The following is an 18,066-nucleotide window of genomic DNA, read 5'->3' as shown; positions in this document are numbered from 1 at the left end:
GGTATTTTTTGCTCGCACCGTCAGAGCAGATCAGGCGCTATTCACACGGAAATTGCCTACTGTCAGATCTGACAGTGGCGATGAGCGGTAGACGTTGCGCCAGATACTGCGGGGTTTCTGCTGGATAAATTCACTTTGCCGCGCCCGGCGCTTCTGGTATTTGATGAAGGCTTTCCCACCGACAAAAGGATTTCGGCATGAGCTATCGCACACTGGGTCACTCGGGGTTGCAGGTGTCCACCCTCACCCTCGGCACGATGATGTTCGGCGAGCAGACCAGCGCAGAGGATTCGCTGCGCATCATCGACAAGGCCTGGGATCAGGGCATCAATTTCATCGACACGGCTGACGTCTACACCAATGGCCGCTCGGAAGAGATCGTCGGCGAGGCCATCGCCCGTCATCGACATGAATGGGTGCTGGCGACCAAGGTCGGTTTCGGCCCGGTGGACGGCATGCCGAACCGCAGCGGCCTGAGCCGCAAGCACCTCTTCAATGGTCTGGAAGCCAGCCTGACCCGGCTCGGCACCGACTACCTCGACATCTATTACCTGCACCGCGAAGACCACAACACCCCGCTGGAGGTGACGATCTCGGCGATTGGCGATCTGATTCGCCAAGGCAAGATCCGCTATTGGGGCCTGTCGAACTATCGCGGCTGGCGGATTGCCGAGGTGATTCGCGTGGCGGACAAGCTCGGGGTCGATCGCCCGGTCATCAGCCAGCCGCTGTACAACATCGTCAACCGTCAGGCTGAAACCGAACAGATCACAGCTGCCCAGACTTACGGCCTCGGCGTGGTGCCTTACAGCCCGCTGGCCCGTGGCGTGCTCAGCGGCAAGTACGCACCGGACGTAACCCCGGACGCCAACAGCCGCGCCGGGCGTCAGGACAAGCGGATTCTGGAAACCGAATGGCGCGTGGAGTCGCTGCGCATTGCCCAGCAGATTCAGCAATACACGAAAGAGCGTGGGGTCGGAATTGTCGAGTTTGCGATTGCCTGGGTGCTGAACAATGGCGCGGTGACCTCGGCGATTGTCGGGCCGCGCACGGAAGAGCAGTGGGATGCTTACACCAAGGCGCAGACGGTGAAGATTACCGCGGAGGATGAAGCGTTTATCGATTCGCTGGTGACGCCGGGGCATGCGTCTACGCCGGGGTTTAATGACGTGAGCCATTTTGTGTCGGGGCGCAAGCTGCATCAGGCTTAAGCACCTATGCTTCGACCCAGGTCTCCGCTCTCACGGGACCTGGGTCGAATGTTGGAAATATTGATCACTCGGCCAATATTCAGCACAAAAACCACGTATCCTGCGCGCCTCGTTTGCCCATCACCCCCGCGAGGACAGTTTGTCTAAAGGCATTGCTCTATCGGTGACAGCATCGACGCTGTTTGCCGTCATGTATTACTACACCTCGTTGCTCACCCCATTGAGCGGCGTGGAGATATTCGGTTGGCGGATGTTGCTGACCGTGCCCTGCATGACCGTGTTCATGTTGTTGTCCGGCGAATGGCGGCGGGTGCTGGAGCTGCTGCGTCGGGTTCCTGCGCTCCCGAAGCTGATCGGTGGCCTGGTCCTCTCGTCAGCGTTGCTGGGTGTGCAGTTGTGGCTGTTCATGTGGGCGCCGCTCAACGGCTACAGCCTCGATGTGTCGCTGGGCTACTTCCTGTTGCCGCTGGCGATGGTGCTGACCGGACGCATCGCTTATGGCGAAAGCCTGTCGTACCTGCAAAAAGTCGCGGTGTTCTTTGCCAGCCTCGGCGTGTTGAACGAGTTGTATCAGGTTGGCGGATTTTCCTGGGCGACGCTGGTGGTCGTCGTCGGTTACCCGCTGTACTTTGTGCTGCGCAAATACCTGAAGTCGGACAACCTTGGCGGTTTGTGGGTCGACATGACGCTGATGCTGCCGGTGGCGTACTGGTTTGTGCGCGGCGGCGAACAGGGTTTCGGCGTGTTCGATCAATACCCGGCGCTGACGTGGCTGATTCCGCTGCTCGGCCTGATCAGTGCGTCGGCGCTGGTGGTGTACATCATTGCCAGTCGCCTGCTGCCGTTCAGCCTGTTCGGTTTGCTCAGTTACGTCGAGCCAGTATTGCTGCTCGGAGTGGCGCTGCTGCTCGGCGAGAGCATCAAACCCGGTGAGTGGCTGACCTACATCCCGATCTGGCTGGCAGTGGTGGTGCTGATGTTTGAAGGGTTCAAGCATCTGACGCGCCATCGGCGCCCGTAAGACGCCCAACAAAAAGCCCGGCCTGCAACGTTGCAGGCCGGGCTTTTTTACATCTGCAGATTACTCGGTAGCGAGCACGCCACGACGCACCTGATCACGCTCGATCGATTCGAACAGCGCCTTGAAGTTGCCTTCGCCGAAACCATCGTCACCCTTGCGCTGGATGAATTCGAAGAACACCGGACCCATCAGGGTTTCCGAGAAGATCTGCAGCAGCAGACGCTTGTCTTCTTTATCCGAAGCACCGTCGAGCAGGATGCCGCGCGACTGCAGTTGATCGACCGGCTCGCCGTGGTTCGGCAGACGGCCTTCGAGCATTTCGTAGTAGGTGTCCGGCGGCGCGGTCATGAAGCGCATGCCGATCTTTTTCAACTGATCCCAGGTCTTGACCAGGTCGTCGGTGAGGAAGGCTACGTGCTGGATACCCTCGCCGTTGAACTGCATCAGGAACTCTTCGATCTGCCCGGCGCCCTTCGACGATTCTTCGTTGAGCGGGATGCGGATCATGCCGTCCGGCGCGGTCATCGCTTTCGAGGTCAGGCCGGTGTATTCGCCCTTGATGTCGAAGTAACGGATCTCGCGGAAGTTGAACAGCTTCTCGTAGAAGTTCGCCCAGTAGGCCATGCGACCGCGATACACGTTGTGGGTCAGGTGGTCGATGATCTTCAGGCCGGCACCGACCGGATTGCGGTCAACGCCTTCAAGGAATACGAAGTCGATGTCATAGATCGAGCTGCCTTCGCCGAAACGGTCGATCAGGTACAGCGGCGCGCCGCCAATGCCTTTGATCGCCGGCAGGTTCAGTTCCATCGGGCCGGTTTCGATGTGGATCGGCTGGGCGCCGAGTTCCAGCGCGCGGTTGTAGGCCTTCTGCGAATCCTTGACCCGGAATGCCATGCCACACACCGACGGGCCGTGTTCGGCCGCGAAGTACGAGGCCACACTGTGCGGTTCGTTGTTGAGGATCAGGTTGATTGCGCCCTGGCGATACAGGTGCACGTTCTTGGAGCGGTGGGTCGCGACCTTGGTGAAGCCCATGATCTCGAAGATCGGCTCCAGGGTGCCGGGGGTCGGCGATGCGAACTCGATGAACTCGAAGCCCATCAGGCCCATAGGGTTTTCGTATAAATCTGCCATGGTAGGCGCCTCATCATTCTTATCAATTAACCAGAGTTATTTGTCAGTAATGCTGAGACCGGCGGGCGGCGCACAGGAGATGCCACGCACACTGCGGGCGAGGAAGTCACCGTAGATCAGTTGAAACCCGAATATCTTCATTGTCGACCCAAGGCTCTTGCGGGCGAGGCTTCTGCTGCCAGAAGACGATTATTATTGTATGCGTAACCGGATTCTACACAGCGTAAAACGGGTTGTCTGCCCTCTCTATAAAATCCGCTTTTTTCGGCCCGGTGCAAGGGCTTTGTTACACCGCCAGATGCCCCCGGAGTCAGCACACCGCCCAGGCACATGGCCAGCGTTCTTTCAGTTGGCGACACGGCTGAATTACCACCGAGCGGCGCAGGCGTCATTGGCCATCTATCATGGGCTCAGACCTTGGGCTCTGCGCGCACGCTTGGCCTGCAATCGAGAGCCCCACTCCATCGCGACAGGATGCGCTCATGCCACTGACCGTCAGGCCCCGCCGCAAGCGCAGTACCCGGATTATCGTGACACTGCTGTGTGGCATGCTGCCGATCGTACTCGGCAGCGTCATTCTCTATATGCAGGCCGGACGCGCCCTTCAACAGAGTTCGCAGCACACCGCCGATGAAGCCCTGCGCCAGTTCGAACTGATGCTCGACAACACTGCCCAGGCCGCCCGCGAATTGTTGCCTTTGGCCGGCCAGACCTGCGAGACCGTCAAACTGGCCTTGCGCGAACAAGTCACCCGGCGTCCGTTCGTACGCTCGACCAATCTGGTGTGGGACGACAATCTCTATTGCAGTTCGCTGTTCGGCGACTTCAAGGAAACCGTGAATCCGGGCGACTACGCAAAGGGCAAGTTGTGGCTCATGAACGGCAACCCGGTCACGCCCGAGAGCGCGCTGCTGGTGTATCGCCTGAGCGAGGGCCGCGGTGGTGCGCTGACCACACTGGACGGCTATCACCTGAGCAACATCCTGCGCCTGATCGGCCGGCACACGCTGTTGTTTCTGCAAGTCGGCAACAACTGGCTCAGCGCCGACGGCAAAGTGCATCAAGGCGCCCTGCCCGCGCTGCCGGTTGCACAAAGTACCTTGCACTCATCGCGCTATGCGTTCTCGGTAACAGCCGCTTTTCCGGCAGGAGAAACCTGGCGCTACATGAAAGAGGAGTATCCGCCGCTGTTCAGCCTGCTGATGTTCTTTGGTGCCGTATCGGGCGCGATCGGCTACACCTTGCAGAAGCGCTCGACGTCGCCCAGTCAGGAAATGCTTCGGGCATTGGAAGCCGGAGAGTTCATTCCGTACTTTCAACCGGTGGTGCACGGCGACAGCAAACGGTGGTCGGGCGCAGAAGTGCTGATGCGCTGGAACCATCCCAAGGAAGGGCTGGTGCGTCCGGACCTGTTCATACCGTTTGCCGAACATTCCGGGCTGATCGTGCCGATGACCCGCACCTTGATGCAGCAGACCGCTGCCATACTCGGGCCGCTGTCATCGACCTTCGAGGCGCCTTTCCACATTGGCATCAACATCACCGCCAGTCACTGCCGCGATTTTGAGCTGCTTGAGGATTGCCGTGAGTTTTTGTCAGCTTTTCAGCCTGGCAGCATCACTCTGGTCCTGGAGCTGACCGAACGCGAGCTGATCGAGCCGACCGCCATTACCCATCAACTGTTCGCACAGCTGCGCGCAATGGGCGTGAAGATCGCGATTGACGACTTTGGGACTGGCCATTCAAGCCTTGGCTACTTGAGAACCTTCAATGTGGACTTCCTCAAGATCGACCAGACATTCGTGGCCATGATCGATACAGACGCCCTGTCCCGGCACATTCTGGACACCATCATCGAACTCTCCACCAAACTGGATTTGGGCATTGTGGCCGAAGGTGTGGAAACGCAGGCCCAGTGTGATTATCTGGCCGCCCACCATGTCAACTTTCTGCAGGGCTACCTTTTCGGCAAGCCGATGCCGGCTGCAGACTTCATCGAAGCATTAACTCATCATTAACTTGGCGGGATAAATCCTGCGTCGCCGACAGCCCGCACCAAATTGATACAAAACAGCATTGTTGTTACATGAAGAAAAAGTCAGGATTTACTCTTGTCGAATTAACTACTACAATTTTTCTTACCTGTTGCAAGATGGGCAGGTGAGCCATTATCACCGAGTCGCTTCAAGGCTCTTGGCTTATAGCTTTGTTTGCGGTTGGTATCAGCCAAATACATTATTGGAGTAAAGATATTGTCCAGACTCGCTGAATTTCGTGCAGCTGAAAAGGCCCTTCAGGAACAGCTCAAGCAGCTGGAATCGCTGAAGAACGATGCCGGGCTCAAGAAAGAAATCGAATTCGAAGAAAAGCTCCAGGGGCTGATGAAAACCTACGGCAAAGGCCTGAAAGACATCATCGCCATTCTCGATCCGAACCCGGCGAAATCCGGTCTGCAACTGACCGCCGCACCTAAAACCCGCCGCGCTCGCGTGGTCAAGGTCTATCAGAACCCGCACACCGGTGAGCTGATCGAGACCAAGGGTGGCAACCACCGCGGCCTGAAGGCCTGGAAGGAACAATACGGTGCAGCCACCGTTGATTCCTGGTTGCGCGGTTAATCGCCCTCGCAAACATGAAAGCCCTGCATATGCAGGGCTTTTTTTTGGACAATATTTAACAAATGCAACGATTTTTCTGTCGATCAAGTTGAGTTTCAAAACCCTCTCGCACTGAAACTATGCTTCCGAATGTTGCCCCGTTACCCGGCGATTAACTTTATGCTTAATCAGTTCAGGTATCTAACGCCACGCCGGCCACGAACAGACGACTAAAATTTCAAGCTGTTTCGCACAGCCAATATGTCGTCGCCGCTGGCCTTATAAACCTTCGCCTGCCCGGCATACGAAAGTACGTACGCCTTATCCGCCTCTACCGCCGCAACCAATGTTTGTGACAACACATGACGGCCGTTTTCAGTCACCGTACAAGTGGTCTCAAGCGCGGCCAGCGAACCCAGCGTACTCGCATGAACCCTGTTGCAGACACTCTGATAACCGCTCTGGAAAAAGTCTTTCTGCACCGACTTGCGCATCTCCAGCAACACGCCTTGCAAGTTGACCTGATGACCACTTTCCACGTGGGTCATCATCAACTCCATCACCATCACCTGATTGCCATCGGCATCAGTCTTCACTGCGCGCTGACGGGAGACTTCAGGGGAGGTTTCGGGCAACGCCTCGACTTCCCAGCCGGCGGGCCAAGTGATGCTTGGCGCCTCGGCAAAGGCCGGCAAGGCCAGCAGGGAAAAACCCAGGAAAACGAACAGCGATTTGAACGGTCGGATCATTACCAGAGGCACTCGCGGATTAAGCCGTAAAGTCTGAGGCCGGCCCGCCCGCAGGGCAAGCCCGCGCTTTCGGTTTGGCGATGCCGCAAGGCATGCGTATCATTGCGCGCATTCACTCGCCCCAATTTGTTACGGAGGGCCCATGAGCCTGCAAGAACTGAACACCTTTCCTGGCGTCACTGCCACCCCGGACAGCGCAACCCGCAACTTCGTGTTCAACCACACCATGCTGCGCGTCAAAGACATCACCAAGTCGCTGGATTTCTACACCCGCGTACTGGGTTTCTCGCTGGTCGAGAAGCGTGATTTTCCGGAAGCGGAATTCAGCCTGTATTTCCTCGCCCTGGTCGACAAATCGCAGATCCCGGCCGACGCCGCTGCGCGCACCGAGTGGATGAAATCGATTCCCGGCATTCTGGAACTGACCCACAACCACGGCACCGAAAACGACGCGGACTTCGCCTACCACAACGGCAACACCGACCCGCGCGGTTTTGGTCATATCTGCATTTCGGTACCGGACATCGTTGCGGCGTGCGCACGCTTCGAAGAGCTGGGCTGCGACTTCCAGAAGCGCCTGACCGATGGCCGCATGAAGAGCCTGGCGTTCATCAAGGACCCGGATGGCTACTGGGTTGAAATCATCCAGCCGGCGCCGCTGTAAAGCTGAACCTGGGTAGAAAACACCCCGCAAAGAAAAAACCCCATCATTGCTGATGGGGTTTTTCTTTTTCAGGCCTTTGGCTTACGCCGGAGCCGAAGTGCGGATCAGATGATCGAAAGCGCTGAGGGAAGCCTTGGCACCCTCGCCCACCGCAATCACGATCTGCTTGTACGGCACGGTGGTCACGTCACCAGCGGCAAAGATGCCGGGGATCGAGGTTTCACCACGGTTGTCGACGATGATCTCGCCGCGCGGCGACAGCTCGATGGTGCCTTTGAGCCAATCGGTGTTGGGCAGCAGACCGATCTGCACGAAAATCCCTTCCAGCTCGACCGTGCGCAGCTCGTCAGTATTGCGATCCTTGTAGCGAAGGCCGTTGACCTTCTGTCCGTCGCCAGTGACTTCGGTGGTCAGCGCACTGGTGATCACAGTGACATTCGGCAGGCTGTGCAGCTTGCGTTGCAGTACGGCGTCGGCGCGCAACTGAACGTCGAACTCCAGCAGCGTTACGTGCGACACGATACCGGCCAGGTCGATGGCCGCTTCGACGCCGGAGTTCCCCCCGCCAATCACCGCCACACGCTTGCCTTTGAACAGCGGGCCGTCGCAGTGCGGGCAGTACGCCACGCCCTTGTTGCGGTATTCCTGTTCGCCCGGCACGTTCATTTCGCGCCAGCGCGCGCCGGTCGCCAGAATCACGCTCTTGGCCTTGAGGGTCGCGCCGCTGGCGAAGCGGACTTCATGCAGCTCGCCATTCTTGCCCGGGATCAGCTTGTCGGCGCGCTGCAGGTTCATGATGTCGACGTCGTACTGCTTGACGTGCTCTTCCAGCGCGGTCGCCAGTTTCGGGCCTTCGGTTTCCTGTACGGAAATGAAGTTCTCGATGGCCATGGTGTCCAGCACCTGACCGCCAAAGCGCTCGGCTGCAACACCGGTGCGAATGCCTTTACGTGCGGCGTAAATCGCCGCCGAAGCTCCGGCCGGGCCACCGCCGACCACCAGCACATCAAAGGCTTGCTTGGCGCTGATTTTCTCGGCCTGACGCTCGATGGCGCCGGTGTCGAGTTTGGCGAGGATTTCTTCCAGGCCCATGCGGCCCTGACCGAAGTTTTCGCCATTCAGGTAAATGCTTGGCACGGCCATGATCTTGCGATCGTTGACTTCGTCCTGGAACAGCGCGCCGTCGATGGCGACGTGGCGGATCTTCGGGTTCAGCACGGCCATCAGGTTCAGTGCCTGAACAACGTCCGGGCAATTCTGGCAGGACAGCGAGAAGTAAGTCTCGAAGTTGAACTCACCCTTGAGCGAGCGAATCTGTTCGATCACTTCGACACTGGCCTTCGAAGGGTGGCCGCCGACTTGCAGCAGGGCCAGCACCAGCGAGGTGAATTCATGGCCCATCGGGATGCCGGCGAAACGCAGGTTGATGTCGGCACCGGGGCGGTTGATCGAGAACGACGGTTTGCGCGCATCGTCGCCGCTGTCGATCAAGGTAATCTGATGCGAAAGACTGGCAACGTCTTTCAACAGGTCGAGCATTTCACGGGATTTCGCACCGTCGTCGAGTGAAGCAACGATCTCGATCGGCTGGGTGACCCGTTCCAGGTACGATTTCAACTGGGCTTTAAGATTGGCGTCCAACATACGGGCGATCTCCTGACTTTATTTGAGGCGAAAAAAAGCCCGAGCGAATCTCGCCCGGGCTTTTCTATTGGGCGGTGCAGCTTACTTAAGTAGGTGCGGAGTCCCGCCCTGCATTGCGTGTGTCACAGAGACTCAGATCTTGCCGACCAGGTCCAGGGACGGAGCCAGCGTGGCCTCGCCTTCTTTCCACTTGGCCGGGCAAACTTCGCCTGGGTGAGCAGCGACGTACTGAGCAGCCTTGATTTTGCGCAGCAGCTCGGAAGCGTCACGGCCAACGCCGCCATCGTTCAGTTCAACGATTTTGATCTGGCCTTCAGGGTTGATCACGAAGGTGCCACGATCCGCCAGGCCAGCTTCTTCGATCAGCACGTCGAAGTTGCGGGAGATGACGTGGGTCGGGTCGCCGATCATGGTGTATTCGATTTTGCCGATGGCTGGCGAAGTGTTGTGCCAGGCAGCGTGGGCAAAGTGAGTGTCGGTCGAAACGCTGTAGATCTCTACGCCCAGCTTCTGGAAGGCGGCGTAGTTGTCAGCCAGGTCTTCGAGCTCGGTTGGGCAAACGAAAGTGAAGTCGGCCGGGTAGAAGAACACTACGGACCATTTGCCTTTCAGGTCAGCGTCCGAGACTTGTACGAAGTCGCCGTTTTTGAATGCGGTAGCTTTGAACGGTTTTACTTGGCTGTTGATGATAGGCATTGATGACTCTCCGTCAGGGTTGTGAATTCGATGGGTGAATCCTACCCAGTCACTCGACGGATGGCTCATTGGCAAACCTGATGCTGCTGATTTGTTTTCGCTATTAGCTGAGAGTATTAATAGAAGAAAACGATCTCTACGGCGACAGCGGCTTATCCGTAATCCGGGCCATCCCGTGAAAGGGGCTCGCTTCAACATAGCGCATGGCGGACTTCATGTCCTTCCAGCCCACATAACTCATCAACGATTTGAGATCCCAGCCGCTTTGGTGGGCCCATGTTGCGAAACCGCGACGCAGGGAGTGGCTGGTGTAACGATCGGCGGAGATTCCTGCGCGCTCCAGGGCCTGGCGCAACAACGGGATCACACTGTTGGCGTGCAAGCCCTCCTCGCCGAGATTGCCCCAGCGATCGACGGCGCGAAACACCGGGCCCCGTACCAGCGCCGCTTCGGTGATCCATTCGATGTAAGCCTGCACCGGGCACAACTTCAGCAGCGCCGGGGCCTGATAGGTCTGCCCGAGGTTTTCCCGATCGCCCTTGCTGCGCGGCAGGTACAGGGTAATGCCGCTGCCGGCGTGCGCCTGCACATGCTCGATCTGCACCCGACACAGTTCATCGCTGCGAAAGCCACGCCAGAAGCCCAGCAGGATCAACGCGCGGTCGCGGCAGGCACGTAGCAGCAGCGGACGATCCAGTTTCTCCCGGGCGTCCTTCATTTCCTGTTCAAGCCAGGCAACGGTCTGCTCAAGATCGCGCAGCTGTAAAGGCTCGGCCTGTTTTTCCTGCGCGGGATGCAGGGCGCGGATGCCCTTGAACACTTTGCGCACCATTGGCGACTTGGTGGGATCGGCGAAGCCCTGACTGTTATGCCACTGCGCCAACGCCGACAGGCGCAACTTCAGCGTGTTGACCGACAGCACGCCGGCATGCGCCACCAGATACCGCGCGATGCTGTCCCCTGTCGCCGGCAGAAAACCGCCCCACACGGATTCGAAGTGCTCGATGGCCGCGCGATAACTGCGGCGGGTGTTGTCGCGGGTGGCGGCTTGCAGATAGCGATCGATGTCGCTCATGGGCTGATTCTCTCGTGGCGTACTGAAGGCTTGTCAGGTGAACGATTTTATGGGTTTCACATGGGGTAATACCAGTATATCCCGCCCGTTTATCGGTGCTTGTTTTACTTTATTTTCAACGTGGTACACTGCGTACTTTAGTGGCATGTACCACAGTACGAAATGGTAGGAGCAGATATGGCCCGTGGCGGCGTTAACAAAGCAGTCGTCCAGATCGCGCGCGCAGCGATCCTCGCCCGTGGCGAACACCCCAGCATCGACGCAGTACGCATCGAGCTGGGTAATACCGGTTCAAAAACCACGATTCATCGCTATCTGAAGGAACTCGATGACGGCAGCGAACCGGCCGATCTCTCGGCAGAACCCATCGATGACGAGCTGCTGGCGCTCGTCACGCGCCTTGCCCAACGCCTGAAAGAACAGGCGCAGGAGCCGATCGACCAGGCACGCGAGCAGTACGAACAACAGCGTCAGGCACTGGAAAGCGAGCTGAATCTGCTTCGTCAGGATCATGCGCAACTGGAGAAGAAACACGACATTCAGGGCGCCGCGCTGGCCAAGGAATCCGAAGCCCTGAGCGATACCCGCTCAATGCTGCAGACCGAACAGACCCGCAACGCCGGGCTGAATCAGGCACTGGCGGATTTTGAGCTGCGCCTGCAGGACAAGGACGAGCAGATCCGCTCACTGGAAGAGAAACACCTGCACGCCCGCGACGCGCTTGAGCACTACCGCAACGCCATCAAGGAACAGCGCGAGCAGGAGCAAAGCCGCCACGAAACTCAGATTCAGCAGTTGCAGATGGAGTTACGCCAGGCGCAGCAAAGCGCCCTGGTACGTCAGGACGAGATCACCCAGCTGCACCGCGACAACGAGCGCCTGCTGACTGAAAATCGCGGCACCGTACGCGAATTGAGCCTGATGCAGGATCAACTCAAACAAAGCAATCAGCGTCAGGATCAACTGCTGGAGCAAGCGTCTCGCGTCGACAGCGAACGCACCCTCCTTCAGGAACGTTTGCGTGTGGCACTGCTGGAAAGCCAGACGCTCAAGCAGAACGTCGACGAGCAGTCGCAACTCAATCAGTCACTGGAAAAGGAATTGACCACGGTTCAAGCCAGCTTGCGCCTGGCCACGGCCGTTGCGGCAGCGCCAGACGCAGCAGAACCGAAAAAGACTTAAGCGCCGACCGGCGTACGCATGGTGACAAACTCTTCGGCCGCCGTCGGGTGCACCCCGATGGTGTCGTCGAAGTCACGCTTGGTGGCGCCGGCCTTCAATGCGATTGCCAGGCCCTGCACGATCTCGCCGGCATCCGGCCCGACCATGTGACAGCCCAGGACCTTGTCGGTCTTGCCATCGACCACCAGCTTCATCAGCGTGCGCTCCTGGCAGTCAGTCAGGGTCAACTTCATCGGCCTGAAGCGGCTTTCGTAAATCACGACTTCGTGGCCCGCTTCCCGAGCCTCTTCTTCGGTCAGGCCGACGGTGCCGATATTCGGCAGACTGAACACGGCCGTCGGGATCATCTTGTAATCCACCGGACGATATTGCTCAGGCTTGAACAGACGCCGCGCCACCGCCATGCCTTCGGCCAGCGCCACCGGCGTCAACTGTACGCGACCGATGACATCGCCCAGCGCCAGGATTGATGGCTCGGTGGTTTGATATTCCTCGTCGACCTTGATGAAGCCTTTGTCGTCGAGCTGCACATCAGTGTTCTCCAGCCCCAGGTTGTCCAGCATCGGACGTCGGCCGGTGGCGTAGAACACACAATCCGCCTCCAGCACGCGACCATCCTTGAGTGTCGCTTTCAGGCTGCCATCGGGTTGCTTGTCGATACGGGCAATGTCGGCATTGAATTGCAGATCCAGACCGCGCTTGGTCAGTTCTTCTTTCAAATGGTTACGCACCGAACCGTCGAAACCACGGAGGAACAGATCCCCGCGATACAACAATGTCGTGTTGGCGCCCAGGCCATGGAAAATCCCGGCAAATTCAACAGCGATGTAGCCGCCACCGACGACCAGTACACGCTTGGGCAGTTCTTTGAGGAAGAACGCCTGGTTCGAGCTGATCGCATGCTCATGCCCCGGAATCTCAGGGATCTGTGGCCAGCCACCGGTGGCGATCAGAATATTCTTCGCGGTGTATCGCTCGCCATTGACCTCAACTTCGTGCGGGCCGACGATTTTCGCGTGGGCTTCATGCAGGGTCACGCCGCTGTTGACCAGCAGATTGCGATAAATGCCGTTCAGGCGATTGATCTCGCGATCCTTGTTGGCAATCAGCGTGGCCCAGTCGAAATCCGCCTCGCCCAAGCTCCAGCCAAAACCCGAGGACTGCTCGAAGTCTTCGGCGAAATGCGCCCCATACACCAACAGTTTTTTCGGTACGCAACCGACGTTCACGCAGGTCCCACCCAGATAACGGCTCTCGGCCACCGCCACTTTCGCACCGAACCCGGCAGCAAAACGCGCAGCCCGCACACCGCCGGAACCGGCACCAATCACATAAAGGTCAAAATCGTAGGCCATTTCTATCTCCTCGGCAGGCGATCAGCATACCCGTCGTCGTCCGTTGGGCAAGCGCTCCTGGCGATATGGGGGCGGAAAATGAAAAAGCCACCCGGAGGTGGCTTTTTCGTACAGGCAGGTCAGGCGCTATCAGTAAGCCTTGCCAGTCTTGTAGAAGTTCTCGAAGCAGAAGTTGGTTGCTTCGATGTAGCCTTCCGCACCACCGCAGTCGAAACGCTTGCCCTTGAACTTGTAGGCCATCACGCAGCCGTTCTGGGCTTGTTTCATCAGGGCGTCGGTGATCTGGATTTCACCACCTTTGCCTGGTTCGGTCTGTTCGATCAGATCGAAGATGTCCGGGGTCAGGATGTAACGGCCGATGATCGCCAGGTTCGATGGCGCGTCTTCCGGTTTTGGCTTCTCGACCATGCTGTGTACACGGTAGATGTCGTCGCGGATCATTTCGCCAGCGATCACGCCGTACTTGCTGGTTTCCTGCGGATCGACTTCCTGAATGGCAATGATCGAGCAGCGGAACTGCTTGTACAGCTTGACCATCTGGGTCAGTACGCCGTCACCTTCGAGGTTCACGCACAGGTCGTCTGCCAGCACCACAGCGAACGGTTCGTCACCGATCAATGGGCGACCGGTCAGGATCGCGTGACCCAGGCCTTTCATTTCGGTCTGACGGGTGTAGGAGAACGAGCACTCGTCCAACAGCTTGCGGATACCGACCAGGTATTTTTCCTTGTCGGTGCCCTTGATCTGGTTTTCCAGCTCATAGCTGATGTCGAAGTGGTCTTCCAGAGCGCGTTTGCCACGGCCGGTCACGATGGAGATTTCGTTCAGACCGGCATCCAGAGCTTCTTCGACGCCGTACTGGATCAGTGGCTTGTTTACCACCGGCAGCATTTCTTTGGGCATGGCCTTCGTCGCTGGGAGGAAGCGAGTACCGTAACCGGCTGCTGGGAACAAGCATTTCTTGATCATATAAGTCCTTGAAAGGGCTGTGTGTACGAGTTTCGGCGCAGTCTAATCAGGCGGCGTACACCTTACAATGCCCCGCACTGGCTAACCGATGTCAACATAGAGAAATAATCTGGCGGATAGTTCAATCCGCACACAGAGGCTGCGCAATCAGCGTAGCCCAAAGATCTCGAAACACCTCATCGACCTGCGCCCGTTCGCCGATTTACCGTTATCATGGCGCCTTTGAACCAGCCAACGAGGCCGCTAGATGTCCGCAGCAAAAATCATCAACGGGTACACCGTCGCCAAGGCGAAAGATGGCCAGTGGCATATCACTGCCGCCAACGGCGAAGATGTATCCGGCCCGTTGCCCACTGAAGCAATGGCGATTGAAGTGGCCGCGGTGCTTGATTACACGCCTGCCGCACCGAAGCGTCGCGGCAAGGATCAGGACTGATCGGCGACTGCAAATCCCGGCCCTGCCTTCGCGCAGGGCTTTTTTTGGGCTGCGCACAAAGAAGTGGCCAATCGCTATAACCTTTTCATGTCGGCGCTGTCATAGCGTCTAGCCCCCTCCCTCTCGAAGATGACATAGCCATGACCAACCGCCCCTTCATCCGTTTCGTGCCCCTGATTGCGCTCGCGGCCCTGACCGGCTGCGCTACTTCGCAGACCACTTACCTGAACAACGGTGAACAAGGCCTGAGCATCGACTGCTCCGGCGAGGCCAACTCCTGGGCCAGCTGTTATGAAAAGGCTGACGCGTCCTGCGCCGGAACCGGCTATCGCATCGTCGGGACCGACGGCACACCAGCGCCCAAGGAAAGCGACAAGACGCTGGGCGTCGACGTCGGCAACTACAAAAACCGTAGCGTGGTGGTGGTGTGTAAATAGCCTTACATGTGAATTTCGGCGAACTTGATCCCCAGCCCGCGCACGACTTCGATCAGGTCGTCGAGCCGGTTGAAGGATTCGACTTCGTCGTTATCGTCGACCAGAAAGTAGCTGCGACCGGCGCTTTTCTTGAAAAACACGATCCACTCCCCCGGATTCGCCGGGTTCTGGATCACATGGGTAGCCGCAATGAGTCCTTCCTTGTGTCGCTCCTGCACCTGCTCTCTCTTCATTCACCGCTCCAGAAATGACAATGCCGCCACAGCAACGCTGTGACGGCATCAATGCTGACTGTTGACAGTCTATCAGCCGGAAATACAGGCCGTGGCAGCTTTGCGCACATCCCATGGGCGCAGCGGCACATTGGACATCCGTTCGTGCAGCTTGATACTGCTGCCGCCGGAGCGATCCTCGATGTCAAACACCGCTGCCGGGCCCGATCCCAGCTTGCCCGGCACAATGACCCGAACCTCGTCCTTGTGCCGCTCTACCTGCAAGGCACCCCGGCTGTCGGCCAGTTTCTCGGACAGGCACTGTGCATATTCATGGGGTTTCTTGCCGGAAATGACGTTCATGGTCGGCAGCGTTTCATTGATTTGCGAAACGCTTGCGCAACCACCCATTGCCAATGCCAACGGCAGAATCACCACACCCCACTTCATACAAAACCTCCAATAAAGACCCTCCGACAGCACGAATACCGTTTTTCTCCGAGGCTCACTGCATTTAACCCACATCGAATCGTGAATATCTGTTTTTAATTGTCAAAGCGGTGCCCGACGGCCGGATAATAACCTGTCCGGGCTGATAAACTGCGCCAATCGACAATGCTATCGTTTTGATTTTGTAGAAAAAGCCCTTCTGGAGGCGCCCATGAAATTCATTCACCAGCGCGAGCACCTCAACGAGGACGACATCGTCGTCATTCAATGCTCGCAAACCTGCAACATCCGTCTGATGAACGACGCCAACTTCCGCAGCTTCAAGAATGGCGGGCGCCACACCTATCACGGCGGCGCTTTCGACACGTTCCCCGCCCGAATCACCGCGCCAAGCACCGGCTTCTGGAACATCACCATCGACACCGTCAGCCGACGGGCGATCAGCGTGACCCGCAAGCCAACCCTGACGCATTCGATCAAGATCATTCGCCGCTCGAGCTCCAAGCTCAGCTGAGCGGTTCCGCCCACGCACACAGGTAAGCATCAACGTGGCCCAAACGACCAAATACGTGATCAAGTACAAACTCAACGGCGAACGCCGCTTCGAGTTCGCCCAACTGGAAAACGGCACCCCGGAAGAAGCCAAGGCAGCGCTGGATGCCCTGCACGGCCAGAGCGACGATGTCATCAGCGACATCAGCGTCAGCAAGGCCCTGTAAGCCCCGGGTGACAATTAGACCGCAAGCGGCGGAGTGTTCCGGCCGGGTGGACGCCCCAGACTGATACCTGAATATGAGCCAAGGAATCAGCATGCCACCCTCACCCGCCTCCCCGCTCGATGCGCTCGACTGGATCGCCCTCGAGCAGCAACTGGACCTAGACGGTTGTGCCGTTCTCCGCACGCTGCTGCGCCCGGACACCTGTGATCGGTTGAGTGCGCTTTACCCACAAAGTGAACCGTTTCGATCCCGGGTCATCATGGCCCGTCACGGTTTCGGGCGCGGGGAATACAAATACCTGCGCTATCCGCTTCCATCGGTGGTGGAACGCCTGCGCAGCGCGCTCTATCCGCGACTCGTGCCTCTGGCCAACCGCTGGTATGAACGAATGGGATTGCCGGAGCGTTTTCCAGCGCGACACAGCGAATTTCTCGAGCGCTGCCACGCCGCCGGTCAACTGCGACCTACCCCGCTCTTGCTGCAATACGGTCCACAGGACTACAACTGTCTGCATCAGGACCTGTACGGCGAACATGTGTTCCCACTGCAAGTGGCGATTCTTCTGTCAGAACCTGGCGAAGATTTCACCGGCGGCGAGTTCGTCATGACCGAACAACGTCCGAGAATGCAATCGCGCCCGCTGGTGATGGACCTGAGAAAAGGCGACGCGCTGATCTTTGCTGTCAATCAGCGGCCGGTCAAAGGCGTGCGCAGTGATTATCGGGTGACCATGCGCCACGGCGTCAGCCGATTGCACAGCGGAAAACGGCATACTCTGGGCATCATTTTCCACGACGCGACCTGACGATCATGCAAACCACCTTCGATCTGTTCGCCGACACAGAATCCGAACAACCCCGGCGCGCCGAACAGATCGGCGAGCAATCCTGGGTGCTGCGCGGTTTCGCCCTGCCGCACATCGAGCAGTTGTTACCGGCCCTGGAAGCGATCATCGCCTGCGCCCCGTTGCGTCACATGATGACACCCGGAGGCTTCAGCATGTCGGTGGCCACCAGCAGTTGCGGCGCACTGGGCTGGATCACTGATCGCAGCGGTTACCGCTATTCATCCGAAGATCCAGTGAGCCATCGCCCCTGGCCGGCCATGCCCGAGGCTTTTCGAGAGCTGGCCCAGGCAGCGGCGAAACGCGCGGGATTTGCGGACTTCATGCCGGATTCCTGCCTGATCAATCGTTATGTCCCAGGCGCGAAGATGTCGTTGCATCAGGACAAAGACGAAAGTGCCTACGAAGCGCCGATCGTTTCGCTGTCATTGGGACTGCCCGCCACATTCCTGTTCGGCGGTTTCGCGCGCGGCGACAGGAGCCAGAAAATCTCGTTGTTGCACGGCGACATGGTGATCTGGGGCGGCGTCGATCGGTTGCGCTATCACGGTATCCTGCCGGTCAAGCCTGGCCGGCACCCGCGCTTGGGCGAACAGCGCTTCAACCTGACATTTCGCACCGCTGGATAATCCTGAAAAGTTTGACCGCAAGGGTCGGAGTGTTCCGGC

21 protein-coding genes are annotated in these 18,066 nt (G+C 58.2%); 12 read left to right on the top strand and 9 right to left on the bottom strand.

All coding sequences use genetic code 11. From position 1 onward, the window contains the following. Positions 1-197 precede the first annotated feature (197 nt). Entirely contained in the window at positions 198-1,211 is a 1,014-nt protein-coding gene (locus L6D81_RS11120; RefSeq protein WP_236179082.1) for an aldo/keto reductase, read from the top strand. 139 nt (positions 1,212-1,350) lie between these two features. Further along, entirely contained in the window at positions 1,351-2,232 is an 882-nt protein-coding gene (gene rarD / locus L6D81_RS11115; RefSeq protein WP_236179081.1) for an EamA family transporter RarD, read from the top strand. A 60-nt stretch (positions 2,233-2,292) separates the two neighbouring features. Here the strand turns inward: rarD and hppD are convergent, their stop codons facing one another. After that, positions 2,293-3,369 carry a 4-hydroxyphenylpyruvate dioxygenase gene (gene hppD, locus L6D81_RS11110; protein ID WP_007958955.1) on the bottom strand — a complete coding sequence of 359 codons (1,077 nt, stop codon included), beginning with the start codon at positions 3,367-3,369 and terminating at the stop codon, positions 2,293-2,295. A 482-nt stretch (positions 3,370-3,851) separates the two neighbouring features. Here hppD and L6D81_RS11105 point away from each other — a divergent pair, with 482 nt between their 5' ends. Together L6D81_RS11105 and L6D81_RS11100 are read left to right on the top strand one after the other, a co-directional pair. Continuing rightward, positions 3,852-5,387: an EAL domain-containing protein gene (locus L6D81_RS11105; protein ID WP_236179080.1), complete on the top strand. Its 1,536-nt coding sequence runs from the start codon at positions 3,852-3,854 to the stop codon at positions 5,385-5,387. A gap of 234 nt (positions 5,388-5,621) precedes the next feature. After that, entirely contained in the window at positions 5,622-5,987 is a 366-nt protein-coding gene (locus L6D81_RS11100; RefSeq protein ID WP_064381416.1) for a histone-like nucleoid-structuring protein, MvaT/MvaU family, read from the top strand. A gap of 209 nt (positions 5,988-6,196) precedes the next feature. Here the strand turns inward: L6D81_RS11100 and L6D81_RS11095 are convergent, their stop codons facing one another. Beyond that, the gene (locus L6D81_RS11095) at positions 6,197-6,715 is read right to left on the bottom strand and encodes a DUF4946 domain-containing protein (RefSeq protein ID WP_236179079.1); all 519 of its coding nucleotides are present in this window, start codon (positions 6,713-6,715) and stop codon (positions 6,197-6,199) included. Positions 6,716-6,857: 142 nt separating this feature from the next. Here L6D81_RS11095 and gloA point away from each other — a divergent pair, with 142 nt between their 5' ends. Continuing rightward, a complete protein-coding gene (gloA, locus tag L6D81_RS11090; protein WP_065260490.1) occupies positions 6,858-7,379 on the top strand; it encodes a lactoylglutathione lyase in 522 nt (173 codons plus the stop codon). A gap of 81 nt (positions 7,380-7,460) precedes the next feature. On the opposite strand, the gene ahpF is transcribed toward gloA, so the two are convergent. From ahpF to L6D81_RS11075, 3 genes are all read right to left on the bottom strand, one after another. After that, a complete protein-coding gene (ahpF, locus tag L6D81_RS11085) occupies positions 7,461-9,023 on the bottom strand; it encodes an alkyl hydroperoxide reductase subunit F (RefSeq protein WP_236179078.1) in 1,563 nt (520 codons plus the stop codon). A 132-nt stretch (positions 9,024-9,155) separates the two neighbouring features. After that, positions 9,156-9,719: an alkyl hydroperoxide reductase subunit C gene (ahpC, locus tag L6D81_RS11080; protein WP_003224621.1), complete on the bottom strand. Its 564-nt coding sequence runs from the start codon at positions 9,717-9,719 to the stop codon at positions 9,156-9,158. A 136-nt stretch (positions 9,720-9,855) separates the two neighbouring features. Then, positions 9,856-10,794: a site-specific integrase gene (locus L6D81_RS11075; protein ID WP_236179077.1), complete on the bottom strand. Its 939-nt coding sequence runs from the start codon at positions 10,792-10,794 to the stop codon at positions 9,856-9,858. Positions 10,795-10,971: 177 nt separating this feature from the next. Between L6D81_RS11075 and L6D81_RS11070 the strand changes: the two genes are divergently transcribed. After that, positions 10,972-11,976, top strand: a complete 1,005-nt coding sequence (locus L6D81_RS11070; protein ID WP_236179076.1) for a DNA-binding protein — start codon at positions 10,972-10,974, stop codon at positions 11,974-11,976. Here L6D81_RS11070 and gorA read toward each other — a convergent pair. Continuing rightward, positions 11,973-13,331 (bottom strand): glutathione-disulfide reductase, encoded by a 1,359-nt coding sequence (gorA, locus tag L6D81_RS11065; protein WP_236179075.1) that lies wholly within the window; start codon positions 13,329-13,331, stop codon positions 11,973-11,975. The two genes, L6D81_RS11070 and gorA, sit on opposite strands and share 4 nt — an antisense overlap. Before the next feature lie 129 nt (positions 13,332-13,460). Beyond that, the gene (gene galU / locus L6D81_RS11060) at positions 13,461-14,300 is read right to left on the bottom strand and encodes a UTP--glucose-1-phosphate uridylyltransferase GalU (protein WP_007958937.1); all 840 of its coding nucleotides are present in this window, start codon (positions 14,298-14,300) and stop codon (positions 13,461-13,463) included. 247 nt (positions 14,301-14,547) lie between these two features. Between galU and L6D81_RS11055 the strand changes: the two genes are divergently transcribed. Both L6D81_RS11055 and L6D81_RS11050 read left to right on the top strand, forming a co-directional pair. Beyond that, positions 14,548-14,736, top strand: a complete 189-nt coding sequence (locus L6D81_RS11055) for a hypothetical protein (RefSeq protein ID WP_041475286.1) — start codon at positions 14,548-14,550, stop codon at positions 14,734-14,736. Between the two features lie 140 nt (positions 14,737-14,876). Continuing rightward, positions 14,877-15,173, top strand: coding sequence for a hypothetical protein (locus L6D81_RS11050; protein WP_236179074.1), 297 nt, complete (start codon positions 14,877-14,879; stop codon positions 15,171-15,173). 2 nt (positions 15,174-15,175) lie between these two features. On the opposite strand, the gene L6D81_RS11045 is transcribed toward L6D81_RS11050, so the two are convergent. Next, positions 15,176-15,406, bottom strand: a complete 231-nt coding sequence (locus tag L6D81_RS11045; RefSeq protein WP_236179073.1) for a hypothetical protein — start codon at positions 15,404-15,406, stop codon at positions 15,176-15,178. Positions 15,407-15,478: 72 nt separating this feature from the next. Beyond that, complete coding sequence (locus tag L6D81_RS11040) at positions 15,479-15,835, bottom strand: hypothetical protein (RefSeq protein WP_236179072.1); 357 nt, start codon at positions 15,833-15,835, stop codon at positions 15,479-15,481. 211 nt (positions 15,836-16,046) lie between these two features. On the opposite strand from L6D81_RS11040, the gene L6D81_RS11035 reads away from it, so the two are divergent. The 4 genes from L6D81_RS11035 to alkB all read left to right on the top strand — a co-directional run bounded on the left by L6D81_RS11035 (position 16,047) and on the right by alkB (position 18,027). Further along, positions 16,047-16,349, top strand: a complete 303-nt coding sequence (locus tag L6D81_RS11035) for a DUF1883 domain-containing protein (RefSeq protein ID WP_039768744.1) — start codon at positions 16,047-16,049, stop codon at positions 16,347-16,349. A 34-nt stretch (positions 16,350-16,383) separates the two neighbouring features. Then, on the top strand, positions 16,384-16,554 hold the full coding sequence (locus tag L6D81_RS11030; protein WP_007958927.1) for a hypothetical protein: 171 nt from the start codon (positions 16,384-16,386) through the stop codon (positions 16,552-16,554). Positions 16,555-16,645: 91 nt separating this feature from the next. Beyond that, positions 16,646-17,359: a 2OG-Fe(II) oxygenase gene (locus L6D81_RS11025; protein WP_236179071.1), complete on the top strand. Its 714-nt coding sequence runs from the start codon at positions 16,646-16,648 to the stop codon at positions 17,357-17,359. A gap of 5 nt (positions 17,360-17,364) precedes the next feature. Continuing rightward, complete coding sequence (gene alkB / locus L6D81_RS11020) at positions 17,365-18,027, top strand: DNA oxidative demethylase AlkB (protein WP_236179070.1); 663 nt, start codon at positions 17,365-17,367, stop codon at positions 18,025-18,027. Positions 18,028-18,066 lie beyond the last annotated feature (39 nt).

The sequence above is a fragment of the Pseudomonas sputi genome, from assembly GCF_021603585.1.
GTDB lineage: Bacteria > Pseudomonadota > Gammaproteobacteria > Pseudomonadales > Pseudomonadaceae > Aquipseudomonas > Aquipseudomonas sputi.
Note: the sequence above shows the minus strand (reverse complement) of the source record. Positions and strands in the feature narration are given on the sequence as shown.

What these genes read in the sequence shown, in the direction of transcription:
- L6D81_RS11120 (WP_236179082.1), top strand. Translation starts at nt 198, where the DNA reads ATGAGCTATCGCACACTGGGTCACTCGGGGTTGCAGGTGTCCACCCTC.
- hppD (WP_007958955.1), bottom strand. Translation starts at nt 3,369, where the DNA reads ATGGCAGATTTATACGAAAACCCTATGGGCCTGATGGGCTTCGAGTTC.
- L6D81_RS11105 (WP_236179080.1), top strand. Translation starts at nt 3,852, where the DNA reads ATGCCACTGACCGTCAGGCCCCGCCGCAAGCGCAGTACCCGGATTATC.
- L6D81_RS11095 (WP_236179079.1), bottom strand. Translation starts at nt 6,715, where the DNA reads ATGATCCGACCGTTCAAATCGCTGTTCGTTTTCCTGGGTTTTTCCCTG.
- gloA (WP_065260490.1), top strand. Translation starts at nt 6,858, where the DNA reads ATGAGCCTGCAAGAACTGAACACCTTTCCTGGCGTCACTGCCACCCCG.
- ahpF (WP_236179078.1), bottom strand. Translation starts at nt 9,023, where the DNA reads ATGTTGGACGCCAATCTTAAAGCCCAGTTGAAATCGTACCTGGAACGG.
- ahpC (WP_003224621.1), bottom strand. Translation starts at nt 9,719, where the DNA reads ATGCCTATCATCAACAGCCAAGTAAAACCGTTCAAAGCTACCGCATTC.
- L6D81_RS11075 (WP_236179077.1), bottom strand. Translation starts at nt 10,794, where the DNA reads ATGAGCGACATCGATCGCTATCTGCAAGCCGCCACCCGCGACAACACC.
- L6D81_RS11070 (WP_236179076.1), top strand. Translation starts at nt 10,972, where the DNA reads ATGGCCCGTGGCGGCGTTAACAAAGCAGTCGTCCAGATCGCGCGCGCA.
- gorA (WP_236179075.1), bottom strand. Translation starts at nt 13,331, where the DNA reads ATGGCCTACGATTTTGACCTTTATGTGATTGGTGCCGGTTCCGGCGGT.
- galU (WP_007958937.1), bottom strand. Translation starts at nt 14,300, where the DNA reads ATGATCAAGAAATGCTTGTTCCCAGCAGCCGGTTACGGTACTCGCTTC.
- L6D81_RS11055 (WP_041475286.1), top strand. Translation starts at nt 14,548, where the DNA reads ATGTCCGCAGCAAAAATCATCAACGGGTACACCGTCGCCAAGGCGAAA.
- L6D81_RS11050 (WP_236179074.1), top strand. Translation starts at nt 14,877, where the DNA reads ATGACCAACCGCCCCTTCATCCGTTTCGTGCCCCTGATTGCGCTCGCG.
- L6D81_RS11045 (WP_236179073.1), bottom strand. Translation starts at nt 15,406, where the DNA reads ATGAAGAGAGAGCAGGTGCAGGAGCGACACAAGGAAGGACTCATTGCG.
- L6D81_RS11040 (WP_236179072.1), bottom strand. Translation starts at nt 15,835, where the DNA reads ATGAAGTGGGGTGTGGTGATTCTGCCGTTGGCATTGGCAATGGGTGGT.
- L6D81_RS11035 (WP_039768744.1), top strand. Translation starts at nt 16,047, where the DNA reads ATGAAATTCATTCACCAGCGCGAGCACCTCAACGAGGACGACATCGTC.
- L6D81_RS11025 (WP_236179071.1), top strand. Translation starts at nt 16,646, where the DNA reads ATGCCACCCTCACCCGCCTCCCCGCTCGATGCGCTCGACTGGATCGCC.
- alkB (WP_236179070.1), top strand. Translation starts at nt 17,365, where the DNA reads ATGCAAACCACCTTCGATCTGTTCGCCGACACAGAATCCGAACAACCC.